Here is a 15,572-nt window from a genome sequence, read left to right as displayed (position 1 = left end):
CAAATATGCCCCTCAACCCCACGTCAACCGGGCTTTTGATCGTTGATCTGCAGAATGATTTTTTGCATCCGGACGGTGCCTATGGCCGCGCAGACCAGACTAGCGCAGCGATTTCCGCGCTGCCCGACCGGATCAAGCCGCTGGCGGACAGGATAAGAGAAAAAGACGGCTGGATCATATCGACCCAGTTCACGCTTGTTCCGGGCAAGGGCGGCGAACCATTTATTTCGCCGCACCTGAAAACACTGCGGCCGTTTTTAAAAAAAGGGGATTTTCAGCCGGGCGCCTGGGGCCATCAACTCCATGAGGCGCTGCAGCCGGCGGACCTTTCGATTTCAAAGTTCGCATTTTCGGCTTTCTATCAGACGCATCTTGAGTGGGCGCTGCGCAAAGCCGGTGTCGACACGCTTATCGTCGGCGGGATCGTGACCAATGGCGGCGTGGCATCGACCGTCAGAGACGCCCATGTGCGCGACATCCGCACGATTGTTCTGTCGGACGGCTGCGCCGCATTCTCGCAGGAGGTCCATGACCGCGCGATCGGCGATCTTTCCACCGTTTCGGAAATCGCGACCTGTGCCGAGGCGCTGGAGATGCTTTGAAGAACAGTGCGGTAGCAACCGCGGCGGACCGGCCCAGCCAGCCTACAGCGCCATATGCCGGTTGACGTCCTTGTAGAGCAGATAGCGGAATTTGCCGGGACCACCGGCGTAGCAGGCCTGCGGGCAGAAGGCCCTCAGCCACATGAAATCACCCGCCTCGACTTCCACCCAATCCTGGTTCAGCCGATAGACAGCCTTTCCCTCGAGCACGTATAGGCCGTGCTCCATGACGTGGGTTTCGGCAAAGGGAATGACCGCACCGGGCTCGAAGGTGACGACGGTCACGTGCATATCGTGGCGCAGGTCCGCAGGATCGACAAAACGCGTTGTCGCCCACTTGCCGTCCGTATCCGGCATCGGCGACGGTTCAATGTTGTGTTCGTTGGCAATGACCACGTCCGGAACACCCAGTCCCTCGACAAACTCATAGGCCTTCCGCACCCAGTGGAAACGGACCGGCGACTGGGCATCATTCATAACCGTCCAGTCAGCCGCCGGAGGAATGTAGGCATAACCCCCGGGCTCCAACTTGTGCTCGCTGCCATTGACGGTCAGCGTCAACTCACCGTCAACGACGAACAACACCGCCTCGGCACCCTCATCGGTCTCAGGCTGCTCGCTGCCGCCTCCGGGCTCCACTTCGACTATGTACTGGGAGAATGTTTCGGCAAATCCGGACAGGGGGCGGGCCAGCACCCATGCACGGGTTTTGGTCCAGAACGGCAAGTAGCTGACGACGATGTCGCGCATGACACCCTTGGGAATGACCGCATAGGCGTCTGTGAACACAGCGCGATCGGTCATCAACTGGGTCTGCGGAGGCAACCCGCCCTCAGGGACATGATAGGAATTCTGACGCGGCCGGGGTCGTGTGCTTTCGTTCGTCATCTGGACAAATCCTTCATGGGCGAGGCATCGTCCCAACCGTAAAAACGGGTAAACCCGGATTCAGGAAGGTTATTGTCCACTTTGATAACGTAAAACGGGCGCCGGATTTTCAAAGAATTTCTGAATAACTTTGGAGCTGATCAGAGGTTATAGCGTAACGCATTGTTTCTGCTGCAAGAATTGCAAACATGTTTATCCGGCTGCAATACTTGCCAAAAGGAGAGCCGGCCGCGAACGGCCGGCCCGGATTCAGGAAAAGTCCAAAGACACTCAGTATCTGTCTATGGCATCTCTTGCGGCATCGCCCGATGCGTCCGCCTCGGTTTCGTGCCGGATTTCCGTCGCTTCCTGGCGCAACTGTAACCAGTGCCACCAGATCCAGAACGCCAAACCGATGATGAACATCGGGAATTCAAACCCCTGAAACGGATAGACCGCGGCGGTTTGTGCCAGATCAACGGCCCAGTCACTCAATCCATTCGTGGACATGATCATTCTCCTTTCTGTTCACCTGCTTATTTCACAAGCGCTTTTTCAGCCGAGATGACATCTGACATCGCAGCCTGGTATTCCTGCTCGGATTCGAAATCGAGGCCCTCGAGTTCGACTTTTTCCGGCACTCTCAAAAGCCCCAGGCCGTTCAGGACCTTCGAACCGATCCAGGCCGGCACGAAGCCGAGAACAAAGAACATGATGATGGCTCCGGCGAACTGACCAAGCGGATTGATCGTGGCGTAGCCTTCATACGGCGAGGACGGCTGTCCCCAAAGCACAAAGCCTGCAATCACGAGCCCGATGAAACCGGCATAGCCATGCACGGCAACCGCGCCGACAGCATCATCGATCTTGAATTTGCGCTCAACCCAGTAGTGGAGTTTGTAAGCGGCCCAAGCGCCGATTGCGGCGATGATCATAGCCTGAATCGGATGATAGAGATCGTTACCCGCCGATGCAGTAATGATACCCGCCAGTCCGCCGGAATAGGTCCAGAACGGATCGCCCTTGGAGACGACATAGGCCATCATCAGTCCACCCGAAAGCGACATCAGGAAGTTGAAGGTGATGGCTGAGAGCGTGGTCGGCGCCAGATAGATATTGGTCGCGGTCCAGGTCTCACCGGTGATTTGTCCGCCAATGGCTTCCGGCGAAATGATCGGCACGTTGCAAGCGGCATAAAAACCCCAGAAACCCGTATAGATGAGGAAAAGGCCGAGGGTTACAAGCCATTTGTTGTGTGGCGGAATATCGCGCGGTGTGCCGTCGGCCGCAAACTTGCCGAGCCGAGGCCCTAGGACCACCAGCACACCAAGTGCAAATCCGCCGGCGATGGCATGGATGACGCCGGATGCATAGGCATCATGATAGCCCAGCAGCTTCACCATCCAGCCGTCCCAGTGCCAGCCCCAGGACGCGTCGATAATCCAGGTGAACGAACCTATCAGTATCGCCAGCAGCCAGAAAGCTCCCGAGCGAATGCGCTCGATCACCGATCCCGATACGATGGATGCCGCAGTCCATGAGAACAACAGGAACGCGGCCCAGAATACACCGTTGATATGATCCGACAGATTGGTGCCCATGGCCGGATCCCAGGGTCTGGCCCCGGTTGCCGCATCAAAGTTGATGCCGCCATTGATGAACGGCCCGTTTGGAAACGCGAAATAGATCCACCAGCCAAAGAAAAAGAATGTGATGGTCACCAGCGGGATCAGCATGGTGTTTTTCATCAGCGTATGCAGATGGTTGCGCCGGCGGCTTGCCGCCACCTCGTATAAACAGAATCCAACATGGATCAGAAACATAAAGACAACGGTCACCCAGTAGTAAAACTCGGTAAATATCGTGGTCAGGGCGTCCAGATTGTTCCCCATGGAGCCTCCCTCCCCTTTTTTTCAATTAACGTTCAAAGCCCAGCTAATCCGAAAAAGACTACCAATTACGAGGCGAAATTTCAACCCTAGTGAAAAATATTTTCCTTAGGAGAAATTTCCTGTAGGCCCTCATATGCACGCAAAGGCCACTGCGAAAGCTGGCCAATGCCCCACGTACTCCCGGGTGGGTGTTGCGGCAGGTCCCCTTATTAGCCGCCGCATTATAACCAAAACAAAACCAATCACTAACGTTTTTTAGCCAAACTTGTACCATTTCTATACCAAAATGGGCATTTGGAGCAGTTTTTTCAGTAAATTTTTGCGACAGATCAACAGCTTCGGGAATCCAACAGGGCTGTGGCTAAGATTGGTCCGACCCGTCAGCGGGTGTTCGTCAGTGTTCGGAGACAGTCGGACATAAGATTCACACCAGCGGGCCGCTTCGGCCGACCGTTAGCCGGCTGACAAAAACGCCGATCTTCGGCAGGCAAAAGCGCCAACCCGATCATGCCGTGACCGGCAAATCAGCATCCGACGCCGGGAGGCTTATCCGTAATTGCCCTTCACCCGCTCCTTTGTCGGATCGAAGTGCGGAAAGGCGCAGACTTTGGCTTTCAGCCGCTTTTGCAGGCCGTCGAGCTGACCGACCTCGATTTCGGTACCGGGTTCGCCATGAGTCACATCCACACGCGCCAGTGCAATCACTTTGCCGAGGATGGGCGACTTCATGGCCGATGTGACCTCTCCAACCTGAGCCTTGCCGACCCGGATACAGTCGCCGGTCGACGGCACGGTTCCACCCTCTATTTCAAGCCCGACGAGCTTGCGTTGAGGATGCGCCTTGCGTTCTTCTATTGCAGCTCTGCCGATAAAATCATCTTCCTGGGTTTTAAGCGGCACGGTAAATCCGATACCGGCCTCGAAGGGATTTGTCTGGTCGCAGAATTCCATTCCGGCGAACACCAGGCCGGCCTCGATCCTCAGCATATCCAGCGCTGCCAGACCAAGCGGAACCATCCCCATCGGTTCACCCGCTTCCCAGATCGCATCAAAAACCGTCTCGGCATCTTTAGGATGACAGAAAACCTCATATCCCAGCTCGCCCGAATATCCGGTCCGGCTGATGACGACGGCGGCGCCGTGGAAATCACCGACACGCGCAATCGTGAACCGAAACCACGGCAATTCTTCCACCGTCGGCTGGGTTGGGGCAGTCCAAAAGACCTTTCTTAATATGTCGCGCGAGAGCGGCCCCTGCACGGCCACATTGTGGAGCTGATCCGTCGATGAGCGGACCCACGCGTCAAGGCCTCGTTCCTGAGCCTGCTTGCGCAGCCATATCCCGCTGTCGTCATTGCCTCCGATCCAGCGAAAATTGGTCTCGCCAAGCCGGAACACAGTGCCGTCGTCGATCATGCCGCCGTGTTCGTAGCACATGGCGGTGTAAACAACCTGACCGACAGAGAGTTTCTTCATGTTGCGCGTGACGCAAAGCTGCATCAGTTCCTCGGCATCCGGACCCGTCACCTCATATTTGCGCAGTGGCGACAGATCCATGATTGCCGCCTTTTCACGGCACGCCCAATATTCGGCGATTGCGCCGTGATTGGTCATCTGATTGGCAAGCCAGTAGCCGTTATATTCGGCGAAATCGCGTGTGTGCCGCGCAAAGCAATCATGAAATGCGGTTTTTCTGGTTTCTTCCACATCTGCCTCCGCAGTTTTACGCCAGCCAATCGAACGCTGGAAATCCTCAGTTTCGCCATAGACCCGCACCTGGATATCGGTCGGGTTCCAGCCATTGGCCGGATCGACATCGCAGGGGCACGCGCTCGAGACGCAAACAAGATCCGTCAGTGCACGAAGCAGCACATAGTCGCCCGGACGCGACCAGGGATCGTCCATGCCGATGGCGTTGGCGTCATCGAGCATGGTGTTGAAAAAGAAGTTGATCGCCGGCCAGCCGCCACGCGGGCGAACGTCAAACCGTGACAGTTCGCGGTTCATGTTGTCCGAACAATTGACGTGGCCGGGGTAGCCGAGATCTTCATAATACCGCGCGGTGCAGGCAAGACCGAACGTGTCGTGGCGCCCGCATGTGTCCTGCACGATCTCGACCAGCGGCTCGTGGTCGACACTGAAATATTTGGAGAATATTCCGGGCGCGGGATAGAGTGATCCCATCAGCGAGCGGGTCGTTGTCGGGTCTATTTCGCGTTCCAGCCCCTGATCAAGGGCACGCGCGGAAAATGCCTGGAAGTCGGAACACTCCCTGCCCTGTATATCGACGATCTGGATAAACTGTCCGGCCCGGACTTCGTAGGCGGTGGCATTGCCGGGCTGGATATTGGTGTCGAGCAGGCTGTCAGCCAGCGGATCCGGCGGCTTGCGCCCGCCCTTGCCTTCGCCGGGTCTTTCCCGTCGGATGTAAAGGATAATTTCGGTTGCCGTATCCTGCTCCTCGGGCAGCATCGGCCGCGCAGGCGCGCAGGCTATCAACAGGCCGTCGCAGGCGGCATGGAAGGTCTCCATGTCACCGGCCCTGGAACCTTCTTCAAACAACCGGACCGCATCGGCCCGTCCGATGTCAAATCCTGCTGCATCGAGTGCCCTTGCAACCTTTTGTCCGGATGCGTCGGATACGAGGGCAGCCTTCAACCCGGAAGCCTCACCGCCGCCACGGGCTCCGATCATGGCTGCATCCGATGTTCCATCGGGCGCAAAAAAAACCAATTCAGCCGGCTGCAGCCCCTCCCGGTCAAGGACGGAGAACTCGTCTCCCTTTTCGAGACGGACGGCCCTTGAGCCGCCGCCCGGAATCGGGTGCCGTTCAACGCCATGTGGCAAAACGGGCAGGCCAGGCGTAATGACGCCAGCCCGCTCATATGGAGTTTCAAGCAGCGGTTTCACACCCATCAGTCCAGTCCCAATGCCGCTTTGCGGACGGCAACCCAGCGCCTGATCACATGGTCGAACGCGAGTGCCATCACCGAAACGCAGGTCCCCAGAACGAAGTTCTTGCCAAGCTCATTGCCCGCAAGTGTCCGTTGCAGTTCCTGCCCAAGATCCTGCGTGCCGATGAAGGCCGCGATGATCACCATGAAAAACGCAAACATGATTGCCTGGTTGAACCCGACAGCCATTGTCGGCAACGCCAGCGGCAACTGCACGTGCAGAAGCTTTTGCCTGCGCGTTGATCCCGCCATGTCCGCGGCTTCGGTTAATTCAACCGGGACCCCGCGAAGCCCCTCGATCGTGTAGCGGGCCAGCGGAACCATGGCGAAGATCAGAATGGAAAAGATCACCGCCACGTCATTGACGCCAAAAAGCATGATGGCGGGAATCAGGTAGATGAAGCTCGGAAAGGTCTGCGCGGTGTCACATGCGAGCAAAATTCTGCCTGACCACTTTTCGCTCCGGCTGGCGAATATTCCGAGCGGAATTCCCAGAAGGGTTGCCAGTATGACTGCGGAGATGACCGTATAAAGAGTGATCATGGAACGATCCCACCAGCCGCTTAAAGCCACAATTCCAAAGAAGCAGGCAATCACAAGCGCCGACCGCAGCCCACCGATATAATAGGCAGCGGCGGAAAACAGCAGGATGACCGATGAGGTCGGAAGCCACAGGATGGAGTCACGGAACGGGATCAGAATCTTGGTGTTGAGAAACCATCTTAACCACTGGGTGGTTGCCTGAATCGCATCGACGTCCAGGACCCACTTGATCGCGTAGTCGATCTCCTTGCCCATGGACAAATCCTGCCTGCGGCCGACCTCATGAAAATAGGGAACCACCCAGGCAAGCAAGGCAAGCAGCACAAAAGCAGCAATGCCCGCAAGAAGGAAAAAGTGTCTTTGCGACCAGGGTGTGCCTTTTTCGAAATGAACGGGTTGCTTGACGATCCAGGCTTTTGAAAGCCGGTCAAGCATGACCGCGATCAGCACAATCGTGACCCCGATCTCGAATGACCGCCCCAGCTTGAAAGATCCCATCATGGCCAGCAGTTTGGCGCCAAGCCCGGGCATGCCGATAAAGGCCGTCAGAACCACCATCGCAAGACAAAGCATGATGACCTGGTTCACGCCCACCAGGATTTCGGTCCTCGCTGCGGGCAAATAGACATGACGAAGCATCTGCCAGCGTGTTGAGCCGCTCATTTGGCCCGCCTCCACGACATCCGGCGATACCTTTTTCAGCCCAAGCGTCGTCATCAGGATCATCGGTGGGATTGCAAAAATGATTGTTGCTACAGCGGCCGCCGTGGGGCCCACCTTGAAGAAAATCACAGCCGGAAGCAGATAGGTGAAGAACGGCAGTGTCTGCAGTACAGCCAACACCGGGCGCAGGGCGGTTTCAACCGGCCTGTGTTTCCAGGCCAGGATACCAAGCCCGACGCCGATGGCCACCGCGATCGGAGCTGCGACGACAATGACCGACATGGTCTCCATTGCCAGCTTCCACTGGCCGATCACCGCCGTCCAGACCCATGTGCCGCCGGCAATGATTGCCAGCCGTTTCCCACCGAGCCAATAGCCCAAAACTGCGGATACACCAGCAACACTTGCCCATGAAATTGGTCCGAGATACGGCCAGCGGTGCTTGCCGTAGAGAATGTTGGCCGTTGCGTCGAGGACAAATTCCAGACCGGCAGTGATTGTGCGGGTGACATATATGAGGCCAAGATCCTCACGCACAAAATCGAACAGGGCCTGCAGCCATTGCGCCCACGGCAAAATCATCCAATCTGGAAGCCTGATTAGCAGATCGGGTAAAATCGGCTTCGCAACTGCAAGAACAACCGCAATTGCAAATAGGACAGTAGCGACGCGCACATTCGACAAACTGTCGACCCGGGCTGGCATTTGTGTTGCGATTACCGTCATCAGCTATCTCAACAAAATGTCCAATGCCTCGATCCGGTCAAGGCTTCCAATGATCGTTCCGCTATCGGCTGCGACTGGAATCTGGTCCCGTGTATCGTCAACCAGCAACCGGGCAAGGTCCTGAATCGTTTTGCCCGAGGAAACCGGCGTACCCGTTGCGGGCTGACCGTTCAGGGGCCTGGCAATCGCCCCGGCGTGAACAACGCGCGCCTTGTCGATGTCCTCTGTGAATTTGGCGACATACTCGGTCGCCGGATTGAGTACGATCTGGTCCGGCGTATCGCATTGTTCAACAGCGCCGTCTTTCATGATGGCGATGCGATCGGCCAGTCTGAGCGCCTCGTCGAAATCATGCGTGATAAAAACAATTGTCTTGCCGAGCATTTCCTGCAGGCGAAGAAATTCATCCTGCATTTCACGGCGGATCAGCGGATCCAATGCGGAAAACGGTTCGTCGAGAAACCAGATGTCGGGCTCAATTGCCAACGAACGGGCAATTCCGACACGCTGCTGCTGCCCGCCGGACAACTCGCGTGGAAAATACTCTTCTCTTCCGGACAGGCCGACGAGATCAATGACCTCCAATGCCCGCTGCCGGCGCTCATGTTTGTCCTGGCCGCGCATTTCCAGTGGAAAGGCGACATTCTCCAGTACAGTGCGATGCGGCAACAGGCCGAAACTCTGAAAAACCATCCCCATTTTGCGTCGCCGAAGCTCGATGAGCTCCTTTTCGCTGAGCGAGCCCAGGTCCTGGCCATCGACGATTATGCTGCCGGCGGTGATGTCATGCAGTCGTGAAAGGCAACGTACAAGCGTGGATTTTCCCGATCCGGACAAACCCATGATGACGAGCATTTCGCCCTTTGCCACATCCACCGAAACGTCGCGTACACCGGCTATATATCCCTGTGCACGCATGTCCTCAAAGGACATGTCCGCAGTTATGTTCGCGTAGAATTGCTCCGGATCCGATCCAAATATTTTCCAGGCATTGCGGCAGGAGATTACCGGTTGAGAATCAGTCATTTGCGGTCCCAGGTTTTGGGCACCCCGAACAAGCCGGGATGCCCGTTCATACCGAAACAAAAGTATGCAGCTAATTTGCCACGAATGACAGACTAACCCGGGCAGGCCTCCACCCAGGGTTTCCAGACACCCTCATTGTCGGCGAGCCAGTTTTCGGCCGCCTCCTCGGGCTCCTGTTCATCCACATCGACCAATTTGGCCATTTGCGCAATTTGCGGATTGGTGAAGCTGACCTTGGTAAGAACGCAATAAGCCCGGGGCCACTTGTCCTTCATGCCGTCCCAGGCTGCTTTTTTCAGATAGCCCTTTGCCGGGTTGCCGCAGTCGTAGAGCGCTTCCTTGTTGGGGCCCTTTGTCGGGTCCTTGTCACAACCGTCTTCCCATTCCGGAAACTCAACAAATTCACCCGGCCACACGGCTTCAGCAAAATTGGGTGTCCAGTTGAAAACCAGAACCGGCTTCTTGTCCTTTTCGGCAGCGCCGATTTCCGCCCATAGTGCGGCGGCTGATCCGGCATTGATCACGGTAAAGTCCAAGCCGAGTGCTTCTGCCCTTTCCTTGCCGTGCTTAAGCCAGTCCACCGGGCCATCCAGATAACGGCCCTTGTCACCGGTTTCCGGCGTTGCGAACAGGGCGGCACATTCGTTCAGTGCTTCCCAGGACGGCAGTCCCGGACAGGATTCCTTGGTCCACATCGGATACCACCAGTCCTCCCGGGTCACGGCATCGTGGTCGCCCGCATCATGCAGACCGCCCTTTTCGAGTGCCTCACGGAATGACTTGCCGAAGGCCCCTTCCCAGACCTCCAGTTCCAGATGGACGTCACCAAGACGAACCGATTCATAAACGGCCTGGCTGTCCGTCGTTACATATTCAACATTGTCGCCGATGGACTCCAGAATCTGACCGACCGCATTGCTCATGACGATCTGGCTCGACCAGTTATGGATTGGAATAATGATTGGATCCTTGCTGTCTTCCGCAAAAACCGGCGCAGCTATCACAAGGGCCGTGCCAAGGCTGGTAGCGCCCAGCAGGTGCTTGAATTTACTCATTTTTCATCCTCCCGATTGATGAGATTTACCTGTTCAAATTGCCTGCACACGTCTGTTGGATTCTTTTTATTCGGCATACAGGCCAACTAAAAAATCTGTCGTTCTATCCTCCGTATGTTGCGCCTCGGAAAATCAATCCCGGGGACACGATTGTCGGCTAATTGCCATTATTCCGCTGCGTTGCCTCATCGGCTGTGCAACGGTCCCAATCCGGTTTGAAAGCGAGCACCACCGATTGCGGGTGCAAATGCGGGTTGAACTGAAAATTGTGCCACCACGTTGCCTGATGCTGCCAATGGTCCGGCGCCAGGCGACTGACGGTGCACGCAAGATCAAAATGCTGACCATAGGCGTCAAAGAGCAAATTGCAGGTTCCTGCGTCTTCAATGCTCCTTGCACCGGCCGAATTCGGAGAGAACACCGCGGTCAGTACATCCGAGAACTCGTTGGCCTTTTGAAAATAGGTTTCGGAAAAATACTGAAGAGCCTTTTCGCGGCGTTGCGCGGGATCGTTTGTGCGCCGGGCAATGTGCATCAGTTCGGGCGTTTTCGAGTACTGCGCCCGTTTGGAAAGGACGGTGACGATCTGACCCATGGGCGCATCCTCGCCGGGCAGCAGGACCGCCGGCATGACGCCGTCGTCCGGCTGCCCGGACTTTCCGCGCATGGCCATCTGGCGCACGCGGCACTGCCAGCGTAAAAACCGGCTTTTTTCGGGGTGCGGCGCATGCATAAGGTCATCCAGTTGTGCCAGTGAATTCACGCGACATCCCTCCCGTGTCCCTTGGACAGAGCAAAGTGCTGGTCATTGAACAGGCTCGGAATGCGCTGGCGGGTTTCGGCAACCTGACCGAGATCGATCGTTGCGTGCACGATGCCCTGCAGGTCGCCGCCGTCGGCCAGAACCTCCCCCCAGGGATCGATAATCAGCGAGTGTCCGTAGCTCTCACCGCCACCTTCCACGGGCCCAACCGCGCAGGGCGCAACGACAAACGCTCCGTTTTCTATTGCGCGCGCCCGGTTGAGAATATGCCAGTGCGCTTCGCCGGTAACCTTGGTGAAGGCTGCAGGTACAAGCAGAATTTCAGCACCGGCCTGCGCCAGCTCCCGGTACAGGCCCGGAAACCGCAAATCGTAGCAAATGGTGTGCGCCAGAACGCCGAATGGCGTTTCCACCAGAACCGCCTGCCTGCCGCCCGACACCAAAGCACTTTCGCGATAGGATTCCGTTTCCGACAGATCGATGTCAAAGAGATGAATCTTGTCGTACCGGCTCCGTATGGCGCCATCATCGTCAATGACGAAGCCACGATTGTAAATCTTGCCCGCAGGTCCGGTCACCGCAAGCGAACCGATGACCACCCAGACCCCCTGACTGCGGGCAAAATCGCGCAGTCCGGCGAGCACCGGGTGGGTATTTTCGGCCGTCGCAGGTGGCGCGAATGCCGCGCCTTCGGTGCGCAGTCCGCCGCAATACTCAGGAAGGACAATCAACTGTGCCCCGACACTGACCGCCGTCTCGGCCAGCATCCACGCTTCGGCCAGCGCGGAATCGAAATCCGGTTGGGGCCGTGTTTGCAGGCAGGCTATGTTGACAGGCCTGTTCATTGTTTCAAAACTTTTTGTACGCCTTTCTGAGATTGACGAGCGGATGACGGTCGGACATCTGATATTTGAGCAGCAACTCGCGGGCGATCATGTCCCGGTCCTGCTGATTGTCCGGCAGCTCGATGGTGTCGGGCACCCGTACCCAGCCATTGATATTTCGGTCGAACACGGCGGCATTGCCGTCCTCGTAACCCATATGAATATCTTCCAGCCAGTTCAGATCATCCCAGCCCATGACCTCCATATACTCCTTCAGGAAGGGGGTCAGCCGCTCGTAATCCGGAACAAGATTGACGTCATACCGGTAGCCGATGTGCTGCCCGATTTCCTTTTCGCGTTCACTCTCCAGCCCGGCGGAGTCCTCCAGAAACTGATTGACGTCCTTGATGTCGGAGCCGCGATATTGTGTGCCAGCCATTCGCACTTCTCCCTAGAGATGGTGATAATCTTCGACGCCAACCGTGTAGTTGGTGCCCGCAAGCGGAACGCCTGCCATCGCCGAGGCTTCCATGGTCAGGGCCGCCAGGTCTTCAGGTTCAAGCGAGTGGACATTGGTCTTGCCGCAGGCGCGTGCAAAAAGTTGAGCCTCGATGGTCAGCGTGTGCAGGAAGTTGTAGACCCGCTCGGCTGCCTCGTCCGGATCAAGGCGGGCGCGTAGCGCCGGATCCTGTGTCGCCACGCCCACCGGACAACGGCCTGTGTGGCAGTGGTAGCAATTGCCGGCCTCAACACCCATTTCCTCTTCAAAGTCTGCTTCGGGAATATCCTTGTTGCAGTTGAGCGCCATCATTGCCGAGTGACCGATGGCAATGGCATCCGCCCCGAGCGCAATGGCTTTCGCGACATCGGCGCCGTTTCGGATACCGCCAGCATAGATCAGCGTGATGTCGTCGGTCTTGCCAAGGTCATCAATGGCCTTGCGGGCCTGTCGGATTGCTGCAATCCCCGGCACGCCGGTGTCTTCGGTGGCCAGATGCGGCCCGGCGCCCGTTCCGCCTTCCATGCCGTCAATGTAGATGGAGTCCGGATCACATTTGACCGCCATGCGCACATCGTCATAGACGCGCGCTGCGCCCAGTTTCAGCTGGATCGGGATCTGCCAGTCCGTCGCCTCCCTGATCTCCTGGATTTTCAAGGCAAGATCGTCCGGCCCGAGCCAGTCGGGATGACGTGCGGGCGAGCGCTGGTCGATACCGGCCGGCAGGGAACGCATCTCCGCCACCTGGTCCGTAACCTTCTGACCCATCAGGTGGCCGCCGAGACCGACCTTACAGCCCTGCCCGATGAAGAATTCAACGCCGTCCGCCAGCATGAGGTGATGCGGATTGAAGCCGTAGCGCGACTGAATGCACTGATAAAGCCACTTGGTCGAATAGCGACGCTCGTCCGGGATCATGCCGCCCTCGCCGGAGCAGGTTGCAGTGCCGGCCATTGTCGCTCCGCGCGCCAAGGCCGTCTTGGCCTCGTAGGACAGGGCGCCGAAACTCATGCCGGTGATGTAGACGGGAATGTCCAGATCAAGCGGCCGTTTTGCACGCGGTCCGATAACGGTTCTGGTTTCGCATTTCTCGCGATAACCCTCGATCACAAACCGCGTTAGCGTTCCCGGCAGGAACGTCAGGTCGTCCCAATGGGGGATTTTCTTGAACAGTGAAAATCCGCGCATGCGATAACGCCCGAGTTCGGACTTGATGTGAATATCGTCAATGACATGCGGTGGAAAGACGAAGGAGTTTCCAAGCCGATAGACGTCACGGTCAAGCGGTTTTTTGCGTATCTGATCCATTATTCGCAGTCCTTTCCGTGACTTAGAGAATGAGTTTCTTTTCGGTTGGTTCGAGATTGTCGTAGTTCCAGAGCTGTTTTCCGGCGACAACCTTGGTGAAATGCTCGACGCCGTTGTCCGGCATGAGCTCGTATTGCGTCAGCTTGCGCGTCAACCATTTGCGATCGAGATCTGTTAGATCGACCTTGATGGCATCGACACCCAGCGACTTAATTTCGCCGCCGACATAAATCGTTCCGTCATACATGGAATCGCCGAGGTTCTTGCCCGCATTGCCGCACACAATCATACGGCCGCGCTGCATCATGAAACCTGAGAGCGCACCAGTATCGCCACCGACAATGATGGTGCCGCCCTTTTGGTCAATGCCGGTACGCGAGCCGACAGATCCGCGGCAGACAAGATCGCCGCCACGTATCGCCGCGCCGAATGTCGAACCCGCATTCTTTTCCACGAGCACAGTGCCGGCCATCATGTTTTCACCGCATGACCAGCCGACACGGCCGTTGATGCGCACATTGGGCCCGTCGATGAGACCGACGGCGAAATAACCGAGCGAACCTTCGAAAATCAGGTTCAGGCGGCTGAGGACTCCAACGCCCAGCGAGTGTTTTCCGCGCGGATTCTTGACAACGATCGTGCCGTAGCCCTCATCCATCAGCGCCCGCATCCTGTCGTTCACTTCGGTCGTGGTCAGATCGTCGGTATCGATTTCGATACGCTTGTTGTAGTCGACCTCCGGCGCCCACGGATAGGTGAACCGGGCCTCCGCGTCAGGGTCGAATTCGACAAAGAGCGAACGTCCCGTCAGTTGTTCGGTGGTCATGCCGAGCGCATCGGCGCGCTCCTCCTGGGTCATGCCCTGAAGTTCAGTGTCCGTTACGCCTGCCATACCCGAACCTCCTCGTCATACGGATCGTAAGTGTCAATTTCCTGTGGAAGAATGGCGCGGATCGCGACCTCCTCGGAGGCCATTGCGATCAGGTCGTCGCTCTCGTAGAGAACAAGCGGCTTGGCCGCCATCGTATCCTTGGCCATGCCGAGCTGGTCTTTCGTTGCAACCAGATAAGTAAAGACCCCGTCGATTTCCTCGATCGAACGCCGCAGGCTGTCATCAAGGCTGACGCCATTGGCGAGATTGTGCGCCGTGTAGACGGCCAACAGTTCGGAGTCGCAGTTCGACATGAACCGGTGGCCCTTGCGCTCCATCTGTCTGCGCATAAGCCAGTAGTTGGTGATCTGACCGTTATGCACCACCGAAACATCGTTGTACGGGAATGCCCAATAGGGGTGCGCCGAGCGGATATCGACATCCGACTCCGTCGCCATGCGGGTGTGACCGATAGCATGCGTTCCGTTGAAATCATTCAGCTGGTAGGTTTCGGCAACCTCGCCGGCATCGCCAAGGTCCTTGATAAGCTCAAGGCCGTTGCCGAAGGAAAGGATTTCAACCCCGTCGATCTCCTCAATATTAGCGGCCATCGCCGCCGTGTCGCCGTCATGGCTCATGACATAACGCAGTGCATAAGGCGTTGCCTCGTCCTTCTGCTTGACGTTGGCTCCGTGCGCGTCGAGTCTTTTTTCCAACTCTGCGATGCGTCCGGATATAACGTCCATGATGCCATGCCCACGCTCGATATCCTCGCGTTCGGCCACCTTCACCCGCATAACGTAGTCGCCTGGATTTGGCGGGCCGTAGACCGCAAATCCGGTTGAATCCGGTCCACGGTGCTTAAGGGCCTGCAGCATCGAGGTCATTTCCAGACCAACATTCGAACTGCCACTTCGGTGGATAAGTCCTGCAATCCCACACATGGAATGCGATCCTCCAATATTAACGTGTTTGTCTG

The 15,572-nt window shown here is 57.0% G+C and carries 14 protein-coding genes; 1 reads left to right on the top strand and 13 read right to left on the bottom strand.

Going from position 1 to position 15,572, the window contains the following annotated elements; all coding sequences use genetic code 11:
* Positions 1-5 precede the first annotated feature (5 nt).
* A complete protein-coding gene (locus ABVT35_RS04750; protein WP_368466271.1) occupies positions 6-602 on the top strand; it encodes a cysteine hydrolase family protein in 597 nt (198 codons plus the stop codon).
* A 42-nt stretch (positions 603-644) separates the two neighbouring features.
* Here the strand turns inward: ABVT35_RS04750 and ABVT35_RS04745 are convergent, their stop codons facing one another.
* The 13 genes from ABVT35_RS04745 to ABVT35_RS04685 all read right to left on the bottom strand — a co-directional run bounded on the left by ABVT35_RS04745 (position 645) and on the right by ABVT35_RS04685 (position 15,471).
* Complete coding sequence (locus ABVT35_RS04745) at positions 645-1,490, bottom strand: bifunctional allantoicase/(S)-ureidoglycine aminohydrolase (protein ID WP_368465131.1); 846 nt, start codon at positions 1,488-1,490, stop codon at positions 645-647.
* A gap of 270 nt (positions 1,491-1,760) precedes the next feature.
* Positions 1,761-1,979 carry a hypothetical protein gene (locus ABVT35_RS04740; protein WP_368465130.1) on the bottom strand — a complete coding sequence of 73 codons (219 nt, stop codon included), beginning with the start codon at positions 1,977-1,979 and terminating at the stop codon, positions 1,761-1,763.
* A gap of 26 nt (positions 1,980-2,005) precedes the next feature.
* Positions 2,006-3,361: an ammonium transporter gene (locus tag ABVT35_RS04735; protein ID WP_368465129.1), complete on the bottom strand. Its 1,356-nt coding sequence runs from the start codon at positions 3,359-3,361 to the stop codon at positions 2,006-2,008.
* A 546-nt stretch (positions 3,362-3,907) separates the two neighbouring features.
* A complete protein-coding gene (locus ABVT35_RS04730; protein WP_368465128.1) occupies positions 3,908-6,277 on the bottom strand; it encodes a DUF1989 domain-containing protein in 2,370 nt (789 codons plus the stop codon).
* The gene (locus ABVT35_RS04725) at positions 6,277-8,247 is read right to left on the bottom strand and encodes an ABC transporter permease (RefSeq protein WP_368465127.1); all 1,971 of its coding nucleotides are present in this window, start codon (positions 8,245-8,247) and stop codon (positions 6,277-6,279) included. Before ABVT35_RS04725 ends, ABVT35_RS04730 begins: the two co-directional genes overlap by 1 nt.
* Before the next feature lie 3 nt (positions 8,248-8,250).
* Positions 8,251-9,273: a glycine betaine/L-proline ABC transporter ATP-binding protein gene (locus ABVT35_RS04720; RefSeq protein WP_368465126.1), complete on the bottom strand. Its 1,023-nt coding sequence runs from the start codon at positions 9,271-9,273 to the stop codon at positions 8,251-8,253.
* A gap of 92 nt (positions 9,274-9,365) precedes the next feature.
* The gene (locus tag ABVT35_RS04715) at positions 9,366-10,328 is read right to left on the bottom strand and encodes an ABC transporter substrate-binding protein (protein ID WP_368465125.1); all 963 of its coding nucleotides are present in this window, start codon (positions 10,326-10,328) and stop codon (positions 9,366-9,368) included.
* Positions 10,329-10,485: 157 nt separating this feature from the next.
* Entirely contained in the window at positions 10,486-11,091 is a 606-nt protein-coding gene (locus ABVT35_RS04710) for a hypothetical protein (RefSeq protein ID WP_368465124.1), read from the bottom strand.
* Positions 11,088-11,936, bottom strand: coding sequence for a carbon-nitrogen hydrolase family protein (locus ABVT35_RS04705; protein WP_368465123.1), 849 nt, complete (start codon positions 11,934-11,936; stop codon positions 11,088-11,090). Before ABVT35_RS04705 ends, ABVT35_RS04710 begins: the two co-directional genes overlap by 4 nt.
* Positions 11,937-11,940: 4 nt before the next feature.
* Entirely contained in the window at positions 11,941-12,354 is a 414-nt protein-coding gene (locus ABVT35_RS04700) for a hypothetical protein (RefSeq protein WP_368465122.1), read from the bottom strand.
* A 12-nt stretch (positions 12,355-12,366) separates the two neighbouring features.
* Complete coding sequence (locus ABVT35_RS04695; protein WP_368465121.1) at positions 12,367-13,722, bottom strand: FMN-binding glutamate synthase family protein; 1,356 nt, start codon at positions 13,720-13,722, stop codon at positions 12,367-12,369.
* A gap of 22 nt (positions 13,723-13,744) precedes the next feature.
* Positions 13,745-14,614, bottom strand: a complete 870-nt coding sequence (locus ABVT35_RS04690) for a GXGXG motif-containing protein (RefSeq protein WP_368465120.1) — start codon at positions 14,612-14,614, stop codon at positions 13,745-13,747.
* Positions 14,602-15,471 (bottom strand): glutamine amidotransferase, encoded by an 870-nt coding sequence (locus ABVT35_RS04685; protein WP_368465119.1) that lies wholly within the window; start codon positions 15,469-15,471, stop codon positions 14,602-14,604. Before ABVT35_RS04685 ends, ABVT35_RS04690 begins: the two co-directional genes overlap by 13 nt.
* Between the last annotated feature and the right edge of the window lie 101 nt (positions 15,472-15,572).

Origin of the sequence: Hoeflea sp. TYP-13, assembly GCF_040932035.1 — a bacterium.
Lineage (GTDB): Bacteria > Pseudomonadota > Alphaproteobacteria > Rhizobiales > Rhizobiaceae > Hoeflea_A.
The sequence above is the reverse complement of the archived record's forward strand: the minus strand, read 5'-3'. Positions and strand labels throughout refer to the sequence as shown.